Origin of the sequence: Nocardia sp. CC213A (genome assembly GCF_030766805.1) — a bacterium.
In the GTDB taxonomy this organism is placed as follows: Bacteria; Actinomycetota; Actinomycetes; order Mycobacteriales; family Mycobacteriaceae; genus Nocardia; species Nocardia otitidiscaviarum.
Genome location: NZ_JASFXA010000006.1, coordinates 139,028 through 159,773, shown reverse-complemented (window position 1 = coordinate 159,773; position 20,746 = coordinate 139,028). Strand labels below are relative to the sequence as shown.

The window sequence follows — 20,746 nt, the reverse complement described above, 5'->3', positions numbered from 1 at the left end:
GACGTCGGGTGACTTCCATCCCAGTGCTTTCGGTCACGGTCGGGCAACCGTCCATCCGGGTCGCAACTGCGTGGCTATCGACACGACCCGCTAATTAGCGGCTAATATCACGCATATCGGCCGAGATCGCACGAGGTTGTTCACCTTCCGTTCACCCGCCCAGGTCCAACTGTCTACGTACCGCCCCTACGTTGCTATGTGGGCGGTACCAGGCTGCCCGGTGCGCGAGTTCGCAGCGAACAGCCACCAATATGCGCCCGTCCGGCCGTTGAGGGGTCGGGCGTGCAGAACGATGATTCCCGGAGGAACTTAGGTGAATCTCAAGCGTAGTAGCGCCCTGATCGGCGTGCTCGCCGCAGGTGCCATGACGCTCGCCGCGTGTGGCAGCGACGACAACACCGAAACCAGCCAGGTGTCCGCGAATACCGATGTCGCCTGTGGCGGCAAGACCTCGCTGAAGGCCAGTGGCTCGTCCGCGCAGAAGAACGCCATGGAGCGCTTCATCGCCGCCTACGAGGCCAACTGCGAGGGCTACACCCTCGACTACACCTCCAGCGGTTCCGGCGCCGGTGTGAAGGAATTCCTCGGCGGCCAGACCGACATCGGCGGCTCCGACTCCCCGCTGAACGCCAAGAAGGACGAGCCCGCGCAGGCCGCCGACCGCTGCGACAGCCCGGCGTGGAACCTGCCGGCCGTCTTCGGCCCCATCGCGGTCACCTACAACATCGACGGCGTCACCGACCTCGTGCTGGACGGCCCGACCCTGGGCAAGATCTTCAACGGCACCGTGAAGACCTGGGACGCTCCCGAGGTCCAGGCGCTGAACCCGGACGCCAGCCTGCCGGCCGGGCCGATCGCGGTGATCTTCCGCAGCGATGAGTCGGGCACCACCGACAACTTCCAGCTGTACCTCGACGCCGCCTCCGACGGCGCGTGGGGCAAGGGCGCGGGCAAGGTCTTCCACGGCGGCGTCGGTGAAGGCGCCAAGGGCAACGAGGGCACCTCGGCGGCGATCAAGAGCACCAAGAACTCGATCACCTACAACGAGTGGTCGTTCGCCAAGGCGCAGAACCTCTCGATCGCCCAGATCGTCACCTCGGCCGGTCCCGAGCCGGTCGAGCTGAGCGTCGAGTCCGCGGGCAAGGCCATCGACAGCGCGAAGATCGCCGGCGAGGGCAACGACCTGGTGCTGGATGTTTCCTCGTTCTACAAGCCCACCGAGGCGGGCGCCTACCCGATCATCCTCCCGACCTACGAGATCGTGTGCTCCAAGTACGGCGACGCGGACACCGCCACCGCGGTGAAGGCGTTCCTGACCTCGGCGATCACCAACGGCCAGACCGGCCTGGAGGAGACCGGCTACATCCCGATCCCCGACAAGTTCAAGACCAAGCTGACCACGGCGATCGACGCCATCTCCTGATCGCCCGCCGATGACCGTTCACGATGACGTCTCGGCCGCGGGCCCGTCGAAACCGGCGGGCCCGCGGCCGGGCTCAGCTCACCCGTCGGGGGATACTTCGCTCATGCCGACCGACCCCAGCACGAAACCGAAGGCCGCCGCATCCCGTGGATCGGGGCTGAACGCCGAATGGCTGTTCCGTTCGGCCGCCACCACGGCGGGTGGCGTCATCGTGGCGGCGATCGCCTTGATCGCGCTTTTCCTGCTGGTGCGGGCGGTGCCGTCGATCCAGGCCAACGAGGCCAACTTCTTCTCCAGCACGGAGTTCAACACCTCCAACGCCGAGCATCTGCGTTTCGGCATCAGGGACCTGTTCATGGTCACGGTGCTGAGTTCGCTCATGGCGCTGGTGATCGCGGTGCCGATCGGGGTCGGGATCGCGCTGTTCCTCACCCAGTACGCGCCCAAGGCGCTGGCGCGGCCGTTCGCGGTGCTGGTCGACCTGCTGGCCGCGGTGCCCTCCATCGTTTTCGGCCTCTGGGGCTTCCTGGTGCTCGCGCCGGAGCTGGAGCCCGTACAGCGCTTCCTCAATGACAACCTCGGCTGGTTCTTCCTGTTCTCCGACGGCAATGTCAGCATCTCGGGCGGCGGCACCATCTTCACCGCGGGCGTGGTGCTCGCGGTCATGATCCTGCCGATCATCACCTCGGTCAGCCGCGAGGTGTTCGGTCTGACCCCGTACGCGCACATCGAGGCCGCGCAGGCATTGGGCGCCACCAAGTGGGAGGTCGTCCGGATGACCGTGCTGCCCTACGGCCGCAGCGGTGTGATCGCCGGATCCATGCTCGGCCTGGGCCGCGCGCTCGGTGAGACCATCGCCGTGCTGGTGGTGTTGCGCACCGCGGCGGAGGCGGGCACCTGGTCGCTGTTCGACGGCGGCTACACCTTCGCGTCCAAGATCGCTTCGGCGGCGGCGGAATTCAATGACGCCCTGCCTACGGGCGCCTACATCGCGGCCGGCTTCGTGCTGTTCGCGCTGACCTTCGTGGTGAACGCCCTGGCACGGCTGGCGGCCGGCGGGAAGGTGAACGGATGAGTACCGTACTGCTCGACAAGCCGGTCAAGGCACCGACCTTCCGCGAGACGAGTCTCAACCGGCGGATTCGCAACAATATCGCCACCGGTGTGGTGTGGACCTGCTTCGTGCTCGCCCTCATCCCACTGGGCTGGGTGCTGTTCATGGTGGTCAGCAAGGGCCTCGAGGCGATCGTCGCGCCGAACTGGTGGATGAACTCGCAGCGGGGCGTGCTGCCCGACCAGACAGCGGGCGGTGTGTACCACGCCATCTACGGCACCATCGTGCAGTCCGCCGTGGCGGCGATCATCGCGGTGCCGCTGGGTGTCATGGCCGCCATCTTCCTGGTCGAGTACGGCCGCGGTTGGCTGGCCAAGGTCACCACCTTCACCGTCGACATTCTGGCCGGTGTGCCATCGATCGTTGCCGCGCTGTTCGTCTTCGCGCTGTGGATATCGACGTTGGGGTTCCCGAAGAGCGCGCTGGCGGTGTCGCTGGCGCTGGTGCTGCTCATGCTGCCGGTGGTGGTGCGCTCCACCGAGGAGATGCTCAAGCTCGTCCCCGACGAGCTGCGCGAGGCGTCCTACGCGCTGGGCGTGCCGAAGTGGAAGACCGTCCTGCGGATCGTGGTGCCGACGGCGCTGCCGGGCATGATCAGCGGCATCCTGCTGTCGCTGGCCCGCGTCATGGGCGAGACCGCGCCGGTGCTGGTGCTGGTCGGCTACAGCAAGTCGATCAACTCGAATGTCTTCGACGGCAATATGGCGTCGCTGCCGCTGCTGATCTACCAGGAGCTGGCCAACCCCGAACCCGCGGGCCGACTGCGGGTCTGGGGTGCGGCGCTGACGCTGATCCTGATGATCGCCCTGCTGTACCTTGCCGCCGCGGCGGTCAACAAGTTCCTGACGCGGAACCGATAGAGCGGAACGGATAAAGACGAGATGGCCAAGCGGATCGACGTCAAAGATCTGAATATCTACTACAGCGCCTTCCATGCCGTGAAGGACGTTTCGCTCACCGTGCTGCCGCGCAGCGTGACCGCGTTCATCGGTCCGTCCGGCTGCGGCAAGTCCACGGTGCTGCGTTCGCTCAACCGCATGCACGAGGTGACCCCGGGTGCGCGCGTCGAGGGCGCGGTGCTGCTGGACGGCGAGGACATCTACGGGGCGGCCATCGACCCGGTGGGGGTGCGTCGCACCATCGGCATGGTGTTCCAGCGTCCGAACCCGTTCCCCACCATGTCGATTCGCGACAATGTGGTGGCCGGGCTCAAGTTGCAGGGGATGCGCGGCAAGAAGGAACTCGATGAGGTCGCCGAGCGCTCGCTGCGCGGCGCGAACCTCTGGAACGAGGTCAAGGACCGCCTGGACAAGCCCGGCGGCGGTCTCTCCGGCGGTCAGCAGCAGCGTCTCTGCATCGCCCGCGCCATCGCGGTCTCGCCCGACGTACTGCTGATGGACGAGCCGTGTTCGGCCCTGGACCCCATCTCCACGCTCGCGATCGAGGATCTCATCGCCGAGCTGAAGAAGGAGTTCACCATCGTCATCGTCACCCACAATATGCAGCAGGCCGCGCGCGTGAGCGACCAGACGGCGTTCTTCAACCTGGAGGCGCAGGGCAAGCCCGGCAAGCTGGTCGAGATCGACGAGACGGAGAAGATCTTCTCCAACCCGTCGCAGAAGGCCACCGAGGACTACATCTCCGGCCGCTTCGGCTGACGGTCCGCCTCGACGGATACTTCACGGCACCGGTCCTGATGGACCGGTGCCGTGGTCGTTGCGGGCGAGGAGCACGGTCGCGGTGGTACGTCCATGCATTCGCTTCGCCGAATGTTAGCTGTGTCATATGGCCGCGCCAGCATTGTATGCAACTGTTGGTAACAGTTAGTGTCCTAGGTAACTAAACCGATCGTTATACCTAGGAGGCGGAGGATGGCTTTATCAGCGTCGATCCAGCAGTCCGAAGCGCGGATCGCCTTGTCCGGGCGGGGCAGGGTGGCGGCATTGATCGCCATCTGCCTCGCCGAACTGCTCGTGGTACTCGACAACACCCTCGTGAATGTGGCGCTGCCGTCGATGGCCGTGCAGTTGCGGGCCGATATGGCGGGACTGCAATGGATCGTGGACGCGTTCACCCTGGCGTTCTCCGGCCTCCTGCTCGCCATGGGGCATCTGGGCGACCGGTACGGGCGCAAGCGGTTCCTGGTGTGGGGTCTGGCCGGTGTGGCCGTCATGTCGGCGGCGGGTGCGCTGGCCTCGGGGCTGGGCCAGGTGATCGCGGCGCGCGCGGGCATGGGCATCTTCGCGGCCATGGTCTTCCCGGCGACCCTGGCGCTGCTCACCAATATCTTCACCACCGCGCGGGAACGCGCCGCCGCCATCGCCGTGTGGACCGCCATGGCGGGCATCGCGATCGCCATCGGCCCGACCGTCGGCGGCTGGCTGCTCGAGCACTTCAGCTGGCATTCGGTGTTCTGGATCAACGTACCGGTGGCCGTGATCGCCATCGTCGCGGTCTGGTACACCACGCCGGAATCCCGTGCGTCGCATGTGGATCGCCTGGATCGCATCGGCATCGTGCTGTCGCTGGCGGGTGTCACGCTGCTGGTCTGGTCGATCATCGAAGCGCCCAAGCACGGCTGGCTGTCAATGGAAAGCCTGCTGGGATACGCGATCTCGGCGGCCGCGCTGGCCGCCTTCGTGGCCTGGGAGTTGCGGGTGCGGACCCCGGTGCTGAACATGCGGCTGTTCCGGATCCGCCGCTTCGCGGTGCCTGCGCTGGCGATCACGGTGTCCTACTTCTGCGCCTTCGGCTTCCTGTTCCTCATCACCCAGTACTTCCAGGGCGTCAAGGAGCTGTCCCCGCTCGAATTCGGCATCCACTCATTGCCTTTCGCGCTGGCGGTGGGTATCGGAGCCCCGGCCGCGACCCTGATCGCCCAGCGGGTCGGTGCGACCGCGGTCATCGTGACCGGTGTGCTCGTGCTGGCGGTCGCCATGTACATCGCCGGGCAGACCACGGTCGAAACCCCGTACCTGGGGCCGGTTCTGGTCTCCATGGTGCTCATGGGCATCGGCTTCGCGGTGGTGCAGGGTCCCGCCACCGAGTCCATCATGGGTTCGGTCCCGTTGGAGGAGGCCGGTGCCGGTTCGGCGGTCAACGACACCACCCGCGAGGTCGGCGGCGCACTCGGGGTGGCGCTGCTGGGCTCCATCATGAGCTCCATCTACGCCGACCGGGTGAGCGGACGCATCGCCGCGGTGCCGGAGGCGATCATGAACGCCCAGCAGAAGGAACTGGCCTCCAATACCCCGATCAGCGTGCTGGAGATCATGAAGGCGCCGCTCAACCCGCTGCTGGAGCAGCCGCGCGCGGATCTGGTGCACGCCATGAAGGTCGCGGCGCTGGAGGGCTCGCACGCGGCCTCCATGGTCGCGGTGGGCACGCTGGTGGTGTGCGCCGTCATCGTGGCCGTCGCGCTGCCCTGGAAGCCGGAACGCAACCGGTCGCTGCTGCTCGGCTGGCGCGAGGCCGAGGCCACCGACGAGAAGACGCGCACGGACTGAACCGCCGCTCGAATTCCTCGGCGTCGGATTCCTGAGCGTTGGATTCTTCGGCGCTGAATTCCTCAGCCCTGAAACGCATTCGGCCGCCCGGAGTATCGGGCGGCCGCATCGCGCGTCATTGTCGGACGGTCAGAGAGATTCCTTCTCCTGATCCGGATCGGGCGGCAGCACGCCGGTCACCAGGAACACCACGCGGCGGCCGATCTCCACGGCGTGATCGGCGAAGCGCTCGTAGTAGCGGCCCAGCAGCGCCACGTCGACGGCGGCGGCCACCCCGTGCTCCCAGTCGCGGTCCATGATGAGCGTGAACAGATGCTTGTGCAGATCGTCCATCGCTTCGTCGTCGTCATTGAGCTTGGCGGCGCGCTCGGGGTCGCGGGTCTCCAAGACGTCCTTGGCCGCCGCGCCCATCTTGACGGCGATGCGTCCCATCTCCGCGAAGTAGGAGTTCACCGTCTCGGGCACCGTGTGGTTCGGGAAGCGACGCCGGGTCATCTTGGCGACGTGCAGGGCGAGCACGCCCATGCGGTTCACGTCGGAGACGATCTGGATGGCGCTCACCACCTGGCGCAGGTCGCCGGCCACCGGCGCCTGGAGGGCGAGCAGCGCGAACGCCTTCTCCTCGGCCAGCGTGATCATCTCGGCGATCCGGTCGTATTCGGTGATCACCTGCTCGGCCATTTCGAGGTCGGCGTCGAGCAGCGACTTGGTCGCCCGCTCCATCGCGTCGCCCGCGAGGCCGGCCATGCCGCCGAGCAGGTCGGCGAGCTCGGCCATTTGTTCGTTGTAGATGACACGCATGAGTCAAGACACTAGTAGCCATCGCTGACCAAGTCACCAACGGTCGGTGAATCATCGGTGCCGGGTCGGCATGTCGTCCGTCACCGCTGGCGGCGTGGCCGCTACTTGCAGGTGTCGTCGGCCGCGTTCACATGCTCCAGATCGGACGGCAGTGTGATCGGCGTCTCCTCGGCGGTGGAGACCGGCGCGTCGGGCAGCGTCTGGCCGAAGGTGGTCGGCGTCTTCACCGTGCCGGTGAAATCGGAGCCGAGCACCACCTCCACGATGCTGCCGAGCCCGGTGGTGGACTCCAGGGACGCACCCGGGATCGCGCTGGCCACGGTGGCGGCCGCGGCCTCCTGGTCGCTGCCGGAGTAGCGGACCTTGGTGGTGGCGGACGAGCCCTCGGCGTAGTTGCCGGTGCTGTAGATCTGGAAGCCCTGGTTGGCGAGCTTGGTGGCGGTGGTCGAGGCGATGCCGGAGATTCCGGAGCCGTTGGACACCTGGAGCGACACCATGCTCGGGTCGACCGCCGTCAGCTTCGGCTTGGTCGGCGGGGCCTGCGTGGTGGTGGTCTCCTCGGGTTCGGGCTTCTTCTCCCCGGGCAGCGGCTGGTCGTCGATGATGGCCCGGAAGATGGCCTTGATATCGGATTCGCGCGGAATCTCGTTGCCGTACGAGGTGGTGCCCGCGGTCGGGATGGTGAGGAAGGTGATCGCTCCGGCATCCACCTTCTGCAGCGACCGGCCCAGCGTGAGCAGGTCCTTGGTGTTCACGTTGTCCATGAAGGAGTGCTGCGCGAAGCCGTTGATGAAGCCGTTGAGCTTGCCCAGATCGAACAGCACCTTGTTCGACAGCGCCCCGCGCAGCAGCGAGGCCAGGAAGCGCTGCTGGCGATTGATGCGGTCGTAGTCGCTGCGCTCCTCGCCGTACACGTGGCGGGCGCGCACGTAGTCGAGTGCGGTCGCGCCGTTCACGATCTGCTTGCCCGGCTCGGTGAGGATGGTGCCGAGGGTGTCGTCGATCAGCGGCTTGGTGGTGCACACCTCGACGCCGCCGATGGTGTCGACCATGGCTTCGAAGCCCGCGAAGTCGATGCCGACGAAGTGGTTGATCTTGAGGCCGGTCATCTTCTGGATGACCTTGGTCAGGCATTTGGGCCCGCCCAGCGCGTAGGTGGCGTTGAGCTTGTCCCCGATGGCCGAGGCGAAAGTCTCGGAGCTGTACTTGGCGTTCTCGTTGTCCCAGCCCTCGCAGACCGGACGGGTGACATCGAGGTCGCGCGGGAAGGACACGGCCACAACACGATCCCGCTTGGCCGGGATATTGACCAGCATGACGGTGTCGGCGCGCGCGCCCTCGGCGTCCTCGGTGGTGCCCGCGCCGAGGTCGGAGTTCACGCCCGCGCGGGTATCGGTGCCGACGATGAGGAAGGTCTCGTCGCCGTACTGCGCATTGGCGTCGATGATGTCGGCGGAGTTCTCGTCCAGGGCCGCGACCTGGTTGAGGCTGCCGTCCTTGACCTTCATGTAGCTCCAGCCGACGCCGGTGACGAGCAGCGCGATGACCGCGACGACCGCGGCCGTGCTGCGTCCGGCCAGCCGCAGCCGCTTGGTGCGGCGCTGGCGATTCCCGGCCAAGCGGGAGAGCGGCTTGGAGCCAACCGATGTGGGCAGTGCGGTGGTGGGGTAGTCGGCCGGTGAGGCGACACCTCGGATGGGGCGCGGCTCCTCCGGCTCCGGCGCCGGACCTGTCACGGGCGGCAGTTCCTCGGTGACCGGATCGGCGGCCGCGGCCCGAACCGGCCCCGCCGCACCGGCATTCGCGGCCCCCTTGCCTTTACCCCACGGCGCGCGCCGCACCGGGGCGGAGTCCGCGGGGGCTTGGCGGGCCATGGTGCCGGATTCGCTCGGGGGCGGTCGGCGGATGGCGCCGGAGTCCGCGGGTCCCTGTCGGCCGATCGCACCGGATTCGTCTGGGGGCGGGCGGCGTACGGCACCCGAGTCCGCGGGTCCCCGTCGGCCGATCGCACCGGATTCGCCCGGGGCCGGGCGGCGGATGGCACCGGATTCGCCCGGGGCGGGCCGTCGGGTTGGTGTTGAATCCACCGGAGCAGGGCGTCGGGTGGGTGTGGAGTCCACCGGAGTCGGCCGTCTGGTCGGCGCCGAATCCATCGGGGCGGGACGGCGTATCGCTCCCGATTCGCCCGGGGCGGGGCGTCGCACCGGGGCGGAGTCCGCGCCGCCCATGCCGTTCACCTCGGTCGGGACGGCGCGGCGCGCTCCGGTCTGGTCGGCCGCGCGCCGGGCGCCGTGGGTGTCGGCTCCGCGCGCTCCGTTGGTGCCGCGAGGCCCGGTGGTGCCGTGAGATCCGTTGCCGGGCTCGGCGTCCCAGGCGTCGATGGCCGGTGCATCGGATTCGGCGCGTCGGCGTCGGCCCCTGCGCTCGTTGTCGACCTTCTCCACGAGGTCCTGCACCGAGATGGGCGCGGATCCGTTGGCGGCGTCGTCGGCGTGCCGATTCCGGCGGCCGCGCGGCTGCTCCGCCTCGTCCGCGGGGTAGCGCTCCCACGGGGCGCGACCTCCGGGCCGTGGCGTACGCCCGTACCGATCGTCACCCACCAACGAACCTCACTTTGCTCTTCGATGCAGAGGCCATGATAACGATTTCGCCACAACGGACCAGTCGAACCTGAGAACCGCGCGGTCTCAGCCGCCGCCGGAACCCACGTCAGCCGCCGCTGTGCATGACATCCGCCGCGGTCGGGACCGCGCAGTCGTCGGGATCGTCGAGCCAGCCGTGCGGCAGCGCCACCTTGCCCGGTGAGCCCTGTCTGCCGCGCGGACCCTCCGCGTCCTTGGGGAACGGCGCGTTGGGATCGAGTTGTCCGATGAGGTCGGAGAGTTCGGCGAGGCTGCCGACGGTGGCGAACCTGCGCCGCAGTTCGGAGCCGACCGGGAAGCCCATGAGGTACCAGGCCATGTGCTTGCGCAGATCGCGCATGCCCTTGTCCTCGCCGTCGTGGTCGGCGAGCAGGGACGCGTGCCGGTACAGGATCTCGCCGACCTTGCCGAGATTCGGCGGGGTCGGGACGGGTTCGCCGCGCAGCGCGGCCTCGAGTTCGGCGAACAGCCAGGGCCGTCCGAGGCAGCCGCGGCCGACGACGACACCGTCGCATCCGGTCCGCGCCATCATGGTCACCGCGTCGTCGGCGCTGAAGATGTCGCCGTTGCCGAGCACCGGGATGGTGGTCACGGCCTCCTTGAGCCGCGCGATGGCGGTCCAGTCGGCCTCCCCGGAGTACCGCTGCGCCGCGGTGCGCGCGTGCAACGCGACCGCCGCCGCGCCTTCGGCCTCGGCGATGCGCCCGGTGTCGAGATAGGTGATGTGGTCGTCGTCGATGCCGATACGGAATTTCACCGTGATCGGCACTCCGGCCGGTGCGGCCGCCGCCACCATCTCCCGCACGATGGCCCGGAACAGCTCGCGCTTGTAGGGCAGCGCCGCGCCACCGCCGAGTCGGGTCACCTTGGGCACCGGGCAGCCGAGATTGAGGTCGATGTGGTCGGCCCAGCCCTCGCCGACGACGATGCGCACGGCCTCGCCGAGGGTTTTCGGGTCGACGCCGTACAACTGCATGGACCGCGGGCTCTCGTCGGGCCCGAACGACATCATGTGCAGCGTCTTCTCATTGCGCTCCACCACCGCGCGGGCGGTGATCATCTCGCACACGTAGATGGAGGTGGCGCTGCCGAATTCCCGGCACAGGGTGCGGAAGGCGACGTTGGTGATTCCGGCCATCGGGGCGAGCACGACGGGCGGATCGACCGGGTAGGGGCCGATCCGCAGACTGCTCGCAGCGGTTTCCAGGGACGTCGTCACGAGATCGATTGTCGCATCAGTCGGGGAGTGGTCTCGGCCACACACCCGCCGACCGACTCGGCCGTGATCGTTTCGCCGCCGCTGGGCGACCGGAGGCGGAGCGTTCGCTCGCCCGTCACCGTGGGGCCGAGGCCTGTGCCGGGCAGTCGTCCCGGCGGGCGCGACGGATGCGGCACGGTCGCACGGCGTGTGCGACGGATGCGGCACGGTCGCACGGCGTGTGCGACCGGGCCGACGAGTCGAGGCACGGATCAGCTGATCCCGGCTCCCGCGAGCGCCTTCTCGCGCTTGGCGGCCTCTCGGGCCAGCATGCGGTCGCGCTGCTCCTCGAACTTCTCCACGTCCTTGGACAGCTTCTCCAGGAACAGGCCCAGCCGTTCGCGGGTCTGCTCACCGCGCGCGGTGAAGTCGGTGCGCTCGAAGATCTTCCACTTCTTGAGCACCGGGTTGACCACCTCTTCCAGGTGCTGGCGCAGGTCGTAGATGCCGTGCTTGGCCATGAGCACGCCGTTGCGGCGGAAGTTGGGCATGCCCGCGCCCGGCATCTGGAAGTTCTCCAGAATCAGGGTGATGGCGTCGAGCGCCTGATCGGGCGACAGGTCCAGCGCCGCGCCGCACATGTTCCGGTAGAAGATCATGTGCAGGTTCTCGTCGGCCGCGATGCGCTGCAGCATGCGGTCGGCGATCGGGTCGTCGCACACCTTGCCGGTGTTGCGGTGGGAGACGCGGGTGGCCAGTTCCTGGAAGGTCACGTACGCGACCGAATGCAGGAATCCGGCGTCCTCCTCGGTGGGGGAGGCGAAGCCGTTGGTCATGTGGACCATGCGCGCTTCCTCGAGCGCCACCGGATCCACACCGCGGGTGACGACCAGGTAGTCCCGCATGACGATGCCGTGCCGGTTCTCCTCGGCGGTCCAGCGACCGACCCAGGTGCCCCAGGCGCCGTCCTGGGAGAAGTTCTCGGCGATTTCGCGGTGATAGGAGGGCAGGTTGTCCTCGGTGAGGAGGTTGGTGATCATCGCCGCCTTGGCGACCTCGTTCAGCTTCGACTGTGACGGGTCCCAGTCCTCGCCGCCCATGGCGGCGAAGTTGCGGCCCTCGTCCCACGGCACGTAGTCGTGCGGATGCCAGTCCTTGGCCAGGGAGAGGTGGCGGTTGACGTTCTCCTCGGCAACCGGCTCCAACTCCATCAGCAACTCGAGTTGAGTCAGATCCCTTGCCATGTATACGCCCTTCGTGTCGTGCGAACTTCCAGTGGTTCCCTCGCAGGCCATGCCGCCGCGGTCCCATACCTTACGGCACCGTAGGTGTGATGCGAAACGCATACGACCAGCATTGCGGCGGCGGTGATCGATGTCATATGGATGACGGCCCACGACGTGTTCTCCATCGCCGTGGGCCGTATTTCGTTAGCTTCCGGCGATTTTCACTTCTTACCGCCGAGCAGACCGCCCAAAACATTGCCGAGCACATTGCCCGCGTTCTTGCCGAGTGCGTCGCCCAGTGCGCCGCCGAGTCCGCCCGCGTTGCCGCTCGAGCCGCCGCCGGTGGCCCCGCCGAGCAGGCTGCCGAGGATGTCGCCGAGCCCGCCGCCGCCGGCCTGGGTGGCCGCACCGCCACCCGCACCGCCGAGCACCTTCTTCCCAAGGTACGCGAGGACGATGGGGGCGAGCATGGGCATCAGCTTGGCCATCAGATCCTGGCCGCCCGCGCCGCCGACATCGCCGAGCGCGCTCATGACGGTGTTCTTCTCGGTGCCGAAGGTCTGATCGACGATCTTGTCGCCGCCCGCCACATCGACCTGATCGATATCGACGCCGCCGTCGAGCAGGTTGCTCGGCTGGTTGGCGATCTCCCCTTCGATCGCCGACGCGGCCTCGGGGTTGCTGGCCTTTGCCTGCAAGCCGCCCAGTAGCACGGGGATGGCGGCCTGGATGGCGGTGTTCGCGGTTGCCTCGTCCACGCCGAGCTTCCCGGCGATCTGGGAGACGGGGACTTGGGAGAGCAGGTCATCGAAGGAAGTCATGAGTTCCGCCTGTTTTTGGGGTTCCCGGGAAAAGGCCTATCGGGCTCACCCTAGGGGAAAACACGGGATGTTGCCATGAATTCGCGGGTGTGGCGGCGGACCGGAAGGTCGGTTCCACGCCCGCCGCCACGCGAGTGCCCCCACCAGGGCTCGAACCTGGGACCTGCGGATTAAAAGTCCGTAGCTCTACCAACTGAGCTATAGGGGCGCGGGAGGCCAGTTTAATGTGCCCGCCCCGGAAGTGTTAACCGAGTATCCGGTTGGTGGTTAGCACCGGATGTTTGTGCAGGTCATGGCAGTTGAGCGGGCGGTGTGTCGGGGCGTGGGGCGGGAGGTTTCGTAGGGCGGGGGCGTGGGGCGGTGGGCGGCGGGGGTGGCGGTCCGAGGGGGAGCTGAGCGGGCCGGTTCGCGCGGTCGGGTTTACGGCTGGCGTGGGGCAGCTACTGGGGTGGGGCAACTGCTGGGGCGGGGCAATGAGCGGGCAATGAGGGGACGGAGGTGCGGTGGATCCGGGTGGGCGCTCGGAAGGTGGCTGGGGGGCGATCGGGGATATCCTCGGTGGTGAACCGATGTGGATGGGGAGTGTCGACGGTTGCGTGTCGATACCCGTTCCGAGTGATCGCCGAGGAGTGGGCCACACGGTGTCGTGGCCGGGTTGGGCCGGGGCGGGCGGTGGTTCGGCGGGGGGTCGGCAATCGTATTGACACCCAGATTGATTCAGGCGGCCGTCGTCCGAATATCATCCAATCGTGATGTGTGGCAATGTAATTGGTGGGGGGTGTGGTAACCGGGCGGGGGCGGCGCCGGGCGGGCGGCGTCGTGGTGGCGGCGGCGCGGCTCGCGTGCGGGCGGTCGCGGCGGAGTCGGCGGGTGCGTCGAACCTCCGTGGGATAAGGGTGAATTCGTCCTTTCGGACCAATCGCCCAACCGGTTGCTGCGGAATTGCGGAACGAGATAGGGGACGTTCTGGCTAACTAACTTTCCGGTACACACCACGCGGAGTGCGCTTTCCGGGTACGGTGACCGACTGGTGAATTCCCGAAGAACCGGGATTGCCCCGGCGGCACGGGATTCGGCTTATCGTTGATGTGCCCGAACGTGTCGCGACCGGTCTGGCCGATCGCGGCTCCAGAAGAGAGGCAGCGGGAGGCGACCAGACGACGTGAACGCCCGGGTGCGCACCCCCTGCGGCGCACCCGGGCGGGAAAAACTATACCAGTTGGTGTGTTTCAAGTTTTTCGCGCTTTTTCGTACCACAAGTTTGGTAATTCGGGCGCAAGCCCGTTCTGAAGTATTTGAAAGACACGTAACTTTGCGCCGGATGGCTGTTCTCACCGTGGAGAATGGCGCAACGGCGGTTAGCTAGCTTCGGAGGCGTTTCGAGCATGGCACGGCAGCAAGAGCGGGCCCGCCGGACACGTGCGGCGATCATCAGGTCCGCCGCCGTTGAGTTCGGGAAGAGCGGCTATGCCGCTGCATCGCTCAACCGCATATTGGAAGGTTCTCGCGCCACCAAGGGCGCCATGTACTTCCACTTCGACTCCAAGGAGGATCTCGCGCGCGCGGTCTTGGAAGCGGCCGTGGACCGCTACCGCGCGTCCACCGAAAGATGGCTCACCCGAGGCGATCTCGGTCCGCTCGACATCCTGCACGGGATGGTCGACGAGATCGCGCTGCGCCTGGAGAACGACATCATCATCCAGGCGGAGTTCCGGCTCATCATCGAACCGGAGTTCTACCGCGACATCCAGTCGGGTGGCGGGCGCATTCTCGGCCGCGCCATCCGGCTGCTCGCGGTGCGGGCGATCGAGCACAAGCAGTTGCGGCCGGATGCCGATCCGGACCGCTTCACCCGCACCCTGGCCGCCGCCCTGGCCGGTCAGCGCTACATCGCGGATGTGCTCGGCGGCCCCGGGGATCTGCGTTCCCGGTTCCGTGAGGCGCTCGAGGTGATCATCGAGGCGACGGCCACCCCGGAGTGGTCCGAGGAGTTCCGCCGCGTGGGCTGGCGGGTGAACGCCCGGTTGGAGGATCTCAATTTGGCACTCTGACCAGCAGATTTGGGAATAAGCGGCGAGCTGTCATAAGCTATCTCCGCTCCCAACGGAAGCCGTTGAGCAAACGGTCCGGAGACATCCGGCGGGCCCCCTTCGTCTAGCGGCCTAGGACGCCGCCCTTTCAAGGCGGTAGCGCGGGTTCGAATCCCGTAGGGGGTACCAGTGGTGGAAACACCGCTGGAGGAGCAAGCAAGGCCCTGTGGCGCAGTTGGTTAGCGCGCCGCCCTGTCACGGCGGAGGTCGCGGGTTCGAGTCCCGTCAGGGTCGCAAGACTACAGCTTGGCATTCGGTACGGGTGCCTCCGGCCAGGTAGCTCAGTTGGTACGAGCGTCCGCCTGAAAAGCGGAAGGTCGCCGGTTCGATCCCGGCCTTGGCCACAGTTCGAATGGGTGTTGCACACAGCGTGTGCAACACCCATTGTTCGTTTCCGGGCGGGATATCCAGGCCGTAGCTGTCACGGCGAGTTTTTCATTTCGAAATTTCGAATTGACGCCGTACTGCCGCGCTGCCGTGTGTTTCACATCCGCCGTCGTGATCGCGGTGGGATGCTGGAGGTATGGCTGACAACTCGGATGATCAGTGGTACTACTGCCTGAAACATCACCGGGCGGAACAGGGCAAGCAGCACTGGGTGGGTGAACGGATGGGTCCCTACCCCGACAAAGCCACGGCGGAGCGGGCTTTGGAGATCGCTAGGGCGCGGAACAAGGCGGCCGACGAAGCCGAGGATTGAGCCCTTTTCCCGCGGCTGCCGGTGCGCTCACTCGTCGCTCAGGTGAATCAAGTACCGTTTCGGGAGCAGAAACGACGAATGCCCGCCCGTGCCGCGCGCGCGTACGGGCCGGAATCGAGCGGGAGGGCGAGCCTTGAAGGTAACCGTGGTGGTGCCGACCTACAACGAGCGGGAGAACCTGCCGGTGGCGGTGGAGCGGCTGACCGCGCTACCCGTGTCCGACCTGCACGTGCTGGTCGTGGACGACAACTCCCCCGACGGCACCGGCGAGGTCGCCGACAAGCTCGCGGCGGAACTGCCCAGTGTCGTGGGCGTGCTGCACCGCACGGAGAAGGACGGCCTGGGCCGCGCCTACATCGCGGGCATCACCCGGGCGCTCGACGAGGGCGCGGACGTGGTGATCCAGATGGACGCCGACCTCTCGCATCCGGCCGAGGTGATCCCGGCCATGCTGGAGAAGCTGGAGACCACCGACGCGGGCGTGGTGCTCGGATCCCGTTACGTGCCCGGCGGTTCCACCGCGGAGGAGTGGAAGTGGTACCGCAAGGCGCTGTCGGCCTGGGCCAACTTCTACGTGAACCTGATCCTGCGCCTGGGCGTGAAGGACGCGACCGCGGGGTTCAAGGCGTGGAAGGCGGATACGCTGCGCGCCATCGACGTGGCGTCGATCAAGTCGAACGGCTACTCGTTCCAGGTGGAGATGAACTACCGGACGGTCAAGAAGGGCATCCGGATCGCCGAGGTGCCGATCCGTTTCGAGGAGCGCACCAAGGGCGCGTCCAAGATGAGCCTCAAGGTGCAGCTGGAATCCGCCGCCATGCCGTGGAAGCTGCTGTTCGGCCGCCAGCCCTGAGCTGGTTCAGTCGCTGAGCTGGTTCAGTCGCCCGTCGGCCACTCCAGCAGGGTGTTCACGAACAGCTGACGCACCCGCTCGATATCGGCGTCCATGGCGGCCGGGTCCCAACCGCTCACGTCGATGGGCGGCAGCACCGCCACGTCCACCACGCCCTTGCGGACCACCGCCGAATCGCGCCAGGCGATCTCGCCCGCGTTCCGGATGACCACGGGAATGATCGGCACCTCGGCCTGGATGGCGATGTGGAACGCGCCCTTCTTGAAGGCCCCCACCCGCGGTGTGCGCGAGCGCGTGCCCTCGGGTGCGATGACGATGGACAGCCCGCCGCGCAGCGTCTGCACCACCGGAGCCAGCGCGGCCTTGGCCGCCGCCGTATCGGCGCGGTCGATGAAGGTCACCTCGACGAAGCGCATGAGCGGTCCGAAGATCGGATTGCGCGTGATCTCCTTCTTGGCGATGCCGGTGATACCGCCGCCGAGCACCTCGGCCACCACCACCATGTCGAACTGGCTCTGGTGATTGAAGATGAACACGGCGGGCCGCGGCGCGCGAGCGTACTCCCGCCCCGTCACGCGCACCCGCACCCCGGTGCCGCGCAGGGTGGACTCGGCGGCGTGGTTCAGCAGTGAATCCGCCATCTCCCGGCGCTGTTTGGTGTGCGCCTTGGCCGCCACCCCGAACAGCGCGCCCCCGAGCAGCGCCGCGAAGCCGGCGACGGTGCGGGCGTAGTCGGTGGGACGGGGGGTGGTGCGCGGCCGAAAATGCAGGATGGGCCACTCCTTCTCGGTGGCCTCCAGCACCGTGCGCGGATCGGGGTTGACCGCCACCGGCCGCCCCGCCACCCCGAGCAGCGGCAGATCGGCGGCGCTGTCGGCGTACACCCAGCTGCGCGTCAGGTCGATGCCCTCGGCGAGGGCGAAGCGCCGCACCGCGTCGGCCTTGCCGTTGCGCCACAGCGGCTTGCCCTCCACGTGGCCGGTGAGGACGCCGTCCTGGGCGGCCATGGCGGTGCACAACACGGTGGGGATGCCGAGTTCGTCGGCGGCGGGCCGCACCTGGAAGCGGGTGAGCGCACTCACCAGCACCAGGGTGTGCCCGGCGGCCTCGTGTTCGCGGATCAGCCGCCAGGCTTCCGGGTACAGGTGTCCGTAGACGGTGCGCTGGAACAGCGTCGCGCCCAGCTCCTCGAGCCGCTGCTCCGGCAGACCGGCCCAGGCGTGCATGGTGTGTTGTAGGAACCGCTCGTATTCGCCCTCGCTGCGGGCGCCGCGAATGCTGCCGAGCAGGCCGGCCGCGACGGGGTCGCGGTCGCGGCGCAGCAGCCGCCGGGTGAGCGAGGATGGGTCGAATCCGTGCACGACCGTCCCGCCGAAGTCGAAGATGGCGGCGATCTCCGGACCCTGCGGGCCGGAGCGGATGGCCGTCACCGCCTCGTCGAGCGTGATGGCCCGCGCGGACTGTTCGGTTATGCCCGCACCGGGCCGTCGTCGCCGCAGATACGCGGGTCCGCCGGTGCGGGCGGGGTCGGTCTTCCGCGTGGCCCGGGAGCGCGTCGGTGCCGCACCGCCGGGAATCCTGCGGGCGCTCATAGCGTTTCCAGCCGGTTCGACGGGTCCAGGGTGGCGGCGCGGGTGATGCGGCCGCCGATGGCGCGCAGCTCCCCGGCGAATCTGGTCCGGCGCGCGGCCAATTCGGCCGGGTTCCGCACGTCGGCGGCGAGCAGCCCGTGATTGTCGGCGAGTTTGAGTGCGCTGCCGAACAGTTCGGAGGACACCGATTCGGGGCTCTGCAGACGCTGCTGCAACAGCATCTGCCGCCCCACGTTCAGGCATTCGTCGATGATCGCCTTGCGGTCGACGGCGGTGGCGGGGTCGTGGGCGGCCAGCCGTTCGGCGACCACCAGTTGCGCGTCGAAGAATGAGCGCAGCACCCGGTGCGCCATCATGAAGCCGGATCCGGCCAGCAGGGCGAGAATTTCGGTGCCGACCGTTCCGGCGGCTGTGCGGCGGTGCCACTGCGGGTCGACGTGCAGCATCTCCGCGGTGAGCTGGGAGGTGAACTCGGCCCGCTCGGGGAAGAAGAACTCGAATTTGAGCAGATCGCGCAACCGGTAGGCGGCCTCCCAACCGACCCGCAGCTGATCGCCCTCGGGCGCTTCGACAGCGGTCAGCACGGCCAGCTCGAGGATGGCGCGGTTGATGAACCAGTGCACGGCGCTGTTGCGGTAGAACGCCGCCTCCAGGTGCGCACCCGCGCCGATCGAGTACACCGGCTCCAATCCGCCCCGGTACACGGTCACCACCTTGGCGATGGCGAGCTGTTCGAGCACCACCGCGAGGCCGTGATCGTCATGGAGCGTGTCGAGTTCGCCGCGCGGCAGATCGCGGTATTCGATGTAGCCGAGCACGGGCGCGATGGCGGCGCGCAATTCGTCCCGGGTGAGGGCGCGTTCGTGCACGCCCAGCAGCACGAGCGTGGTGAGCGCGTTGACGGTGATCGGCGTGACGGCGTTGATGCCCACCGCGACATCGAACGCCAGCCGCTGCACCGCCCGCCGCTCCTGTTCCTCCACAACGCTTTCCGATGCGGGGACGATGCCGTCGCCCCCCGCTGCCGGGTGCGCCGTCGCCGTGGCCGGGTCCGGCGCGGCCGGGTTCGGCGCGGCCGGGTTCGGCGCGGCCGGGTTCGGCGCGGCCGGGTCCGCCGTTGCCGGGTTCGACGCTGCTGGTTTCGACGCTGCTGGATCCGACATAGCCGGGTTCCACGTACGCGGGTTCGACGCTGCCGGAGCGGTGTCCGCCGCCGTCGCGGCCGGATCCGATGTGCTCGGCGCGGTGCCCGCCGCAGCGGGGGCCGATGCTGTCGGAGCCCCGCCCGCGGTCGTCGCGCGCGGGCTCGATGCCGGTTTCGAGATCGCCGGTCCCGGAGCCTTTCCCGGATCGGCGGGTTCGACGAGCGGGTCGCCGTGCGCGATCAACCGCTCCCGCGCCGAGAGCGCTTCCCCGAAGCGCACATACACGCGCCCCGCCGAATGCTGCTGGTTGCGTACGTACCGTGCCAGCCAGGCCAGCCCCTCGGGTTGCTTCTTGCCGCCGGTCTGTTCGTCGGCGATGGCCCCGATCTCGTTGAGCCGCTCGTAGGTGATGGACACCGGCACCAGCATCACATCGTCCACGCGGCCCGAGCGCAGCGCCGCCGCGAGATAGTTGAGCAGGCCGTATCGCGGCGGCCGCAGTTTTCCGGTGCGGGTGCGCCCGCCCTCGAAGTACCACTCCAGGTTGAACCGCTTGGCGAGCAGGTAGGCGAAGTACTCCTCGACGACGGCCTTGTACACCTCGTCGTCGCCGAAGCTGCGGCGGATGAATACGGTGCCGGTGCGCCGCGCGATCGGACCCATGGGCCAGAAGCTGAGATTGGCCCCGCCGATGACGTGATTGGGCGGGAAGTCGTTGCGGGCCAGCACATCCCCGAGTACGAAGGCGTCCACGTAGGACCGGTGCGAGGGCAGGAAGACCAGCGGGTAGCGCCGGTTGAGGCTGCGCAGCCGCTCGAAGCCGACGGGGTCGTCGTCGACCTTCCAGGTGGAGGCGTGCACGGGCCGCATGGCCTGGGTGAACAGATCGGAGACCAGGCGGCTCTGCGCGGCGACGAGTTCGCGCAGCGCCTTCTCCGCGCGGCGGTGCATCTCGCGCGGTGAGGTGCCGGTGTGCGCGGCGATATCGTCGAGGCGGCGCAGGAATTCGGGGGAGTCGAGGATCTCCTCGGCCACCAGGCGCGGCACCTTGTAGCGGTCGCCGATGACGGCGCGTTCCGCGCGCTCCAGGGCGACGATGCCCGCGCGCACGATGGCGCGGGCGAACGCCTCGGCCGCACCGGCGGCTCCGGGATTGTTGGCGCGCAGCTCACTCAGGCGCGCGGGCTGCCCGGTGAGCACCAGGTGCCGGTCGGGCGCCTTGCCGATGAGTCGCCGCTGCATGAGGCGGTTGGGTTTGCGCGGATTGCTGAGGGTGATGAGATCGGTGAAGGTGGTGCGCCGCACGCCGTCTCGTTCCGGTGGCAGCCACAGCACCCGTACCGGCACCACGAGCGGGTCGTCGTGGCGGTCGACCAGGCGGGTGGCGATGGCGGTGGGGTCGAGGTCGATCTGGGTGACGGGCGCTTCGGTGCCGAATTCCTGGTTGATGCCGCCCTCGGCCAGCCAACTGCCGACGAGTTCACGTTCGACGTGGGTGGTGGAGTCGACCAGCGCTACCACCGAGCGCGGGGCGGTGGTGGCCGTGGGTATCCGGCTGTCGTGGTCGATCATCTGTGATCCCTCCGCGCGTGCTGATGTTCTCCATTCAAGCGGATACGGGTGTCCGTGGTCGGC

At 68.0% G+C, this 20,746-nt stretch carries 15 protein-coding genes and 4 tRNA genes; 11 read left to right on the top strand and 8 right to left on the bottom strand.

The features are described 5' to 3' along the window. Positions 1-313: 313 nt before the first annotated feature. From pstS to QJS31_RS13325, 5 genes are all read left to right on the top strand, one after another. Positions 314-1,423: a phosphate ABC transporter substrate-binding protein PstS gene (pstS, locus tag QJS31_RS13345; protein WP_306356840.1), complete on the top strand. Its 1,110-nt coding sequence runs from the start codon at positions 314-316 to the stop codon at positions 1,421-1,423. A 103-nt stretch (positions 1,424-1,526) separates the two neighbouring features. Further along, a complete protein-coding gene (pstC, locus tag QJS31_RS13340; protein WP_306356839.1) occupies positions 1,527-2,498 on the top strand; it encodes a phosphate ABC transporter permease subunit PstC in 972 nt (323 codons plus the stop codon). Next, on the top strand, positions 2,495-3,397 hold the full coding sequence (gene pstA / locus QJS31_RS13335) for a phosphate ABC transporter permease PstA (RefSeq protein WP_282784512.1): 903 nt from the start codon (positions 2,495-2,497) through the stop codon (positions 3,395-3,397). The genes pstC and pstA overlap by 4 nt, the downstream gene beginning before the upstream one ends. Positions 3,398-3,418: 21 nt before the next feature. Next, positions 3,419-4,195: a phosphate ABC transporter ATP-binding protein PstB gene (gene pstB, locus QJS31_RS13330; RefSeq protein WP_282784511.1), complete on the top strand. Its 777-nt coding sequence runs from the start codon at positions 3,419-3,421 to the stop codon at positions 4,193-4,195. A 213-nt stretch (positions 4,196-4,408) separates the two neighbouring features. Then, positions 4,409-6,043 carry an MFS transporter gene (locus tag QJS31_RS13325; protein ID WP_306356838.1) on the top strand — a complete coding sequence of 545 codons (1,635 nt, stop codon included), beginning with the start codon at positions 4,409-4,411 and terminating at the stop codon, positions 6,041-6,043. A gap of 129 nt (positions 6,044-6,172) precedes the next feature. Here the strand turns inward: QJS31_RS13325 and phoU are convergent, their stop codons facing one another. The 6 genes from phoU to QJS31_RS13295 form a co-directional block, all read right to left on the bottom strand. Next, entirely contained in the window at positions 6,173-6,844 is a 672-nt protein-coding gene (phoU, locus tag QJS31_RS13320) for a phosphate signaling complex protein PhoU (RefSeq protein WP_282784507.1), read from the bottom strand. A gap of 101 nt (positions 6,845-6,945) precedes the next feature. Next, a complete protein-coding gene (locus QJS31_RS13315) occupies positions 6,946-9,444 on the bottom strand; it encodes an LCP family protein (protein ID WP_306356837.1) in 2,499 nt (832 codons plus the stop codon). Positions 9,445-9,553: 109 nt separating this feature from the next. Further along, entirely contained in the window at positions 9,554-10,705 is a 1,152-nt protein-coding gene (dusB, locus tag QJS31_RS13310; RefSeq protein WP_282784505.1) for a tRNA dihydrouridine synthase DusB, read from the bottom strand. Between the two features lie 251 nt (positions 10,706-10,956). Then, complete coding sequence (locus QJS31_RS13305) at positions 10,957-11,928, bottom strand: acyl-ACP desaturase (protein ID WP_039809347.1); 972 nt, start codon at positions 11,926-11,928, stop codon at positions 10,957-10,959. 203 nt (positions 11,929-12,131) lie between these two features. Beyond that, on the bottom strand, positions 12,132-12,731 hold the full coding sequence (locus QJS31_RS13300) for a DUF937 domain-containing protein (protein WP_282786502.1): 600 nt from the start codon (positions 12,729-12,731) through the stop codon (positions 12,132-12,134). Positions 12,732-12,866: 135 nt separating this feature from the next. Continuing rightward, positions 12,867-12,939, bottom strand: a tRNA-Lys gene (locus QJS31_RS13295). 1,177 nt (positions 12,940-14,116) lie between these two features. On the opposite strand from QJS31_RS13295, the gene QJS31_RS13290 reads away from it, so the two are divergent. The 6 genes from QJS31_RS13290 to QJS31_RS13265 all read left to right on the top strand — a co-directional run bounded on the left by QJS31_RS13290 (position 14,117) and on the right by QJS31_RS13265 (position 16,374). Continuing rightward, entirely contained in the window at positions 14,117-14,782 is a 666-nt protein-coding gene (locus QJS31_RS13290; RefSeq protein WP_282785683.1) for a TetR/AcrR family transcriptional regulator, read from the top strand. A 92-nt stretch (positions 14,783-14,874) separates the two neighbouring features. After that, positions 14,875-14,950 (top strand) — tRNA-Glu (locus QJS31_RS13285). A gap of 31 nt (positions 14,951-14,981) precedes the next feature. Then, a tRNA-Asp gene (locus tag QJS31_RS13280) sits at positions 14,982-15,055 on the top strand. Positions 15,056-15,091: 36 nt separating this feature from the next. Further along, a tRNA-Phe gene (locus QJS31_RS13275) sits at positions 15,092-15,165 on the top strand. A 179-nt stretch (positions 15,166-15,344) separates the two neighbouring features. Then, positions 15,345-15,521: a hypothetical protein gene (locus QJS31_RS13270; protein WP_162836493.1), complete on the top strand. Its 177-nt coding sequence runs from the start codon at positions 15,345-15,347 to the stop codon at positions 15,519-15,521. A gap of 151 nt (positions 15,522-15,672) precedes the next feature. Next, positions 15,673-16,374 (top strand): polyprenol monophosphomannose synthase, encoded by a 702-nt coding sequence (locus QJS31_RS13265; protein ID WP_306356930.1) that lies wholly within the window; start codon positions 15,673-15,675, stop codon positions 16,372-16,374. Positions 16,375-16,397: 23 nt separating this feature from the next. On the opposite strand, the gene QJS31_RS13260 is transcribed toward QJS31_RS13265, so the two are convergent. Both QJS31_RS13260 and QJS31_RS13255 read right to left on the bottom strand, forming a co-directional pair. Further along, positions 16,398-17,966 carry an HAD-IB family hydrolase gene (locus tag QJS31_RS13260; protein WP_306356836.1) on the bottom strand — a complete coding sequence of 523 codons (1,569 nt, stop codon included), beginning with the start codon at positions 17,964-17,966 and terminating at the stop codon, positions 16,398-16,400. Continuing rightward, positions 17,963-20,683 carry a glycerol-3-phosphate 1-O-acyltransferase gene (locus QJS31_RS13255; protein ID WP_306356835.1) on the bottom strand — a complete coding sequence of 907 codons (2,721 nt, stop codon included), beginning with the start codon at positions 20,681-20,683 and terminating at the stop codon, positions 17,963-17,965. The genes QJS31_RS13260 and QJS31_RS13255 overlap by 4 nt, the downstream gene beginning before the upstream one ends. Positions 20,684-20,746: the final 63 nt, after the last annotated feature.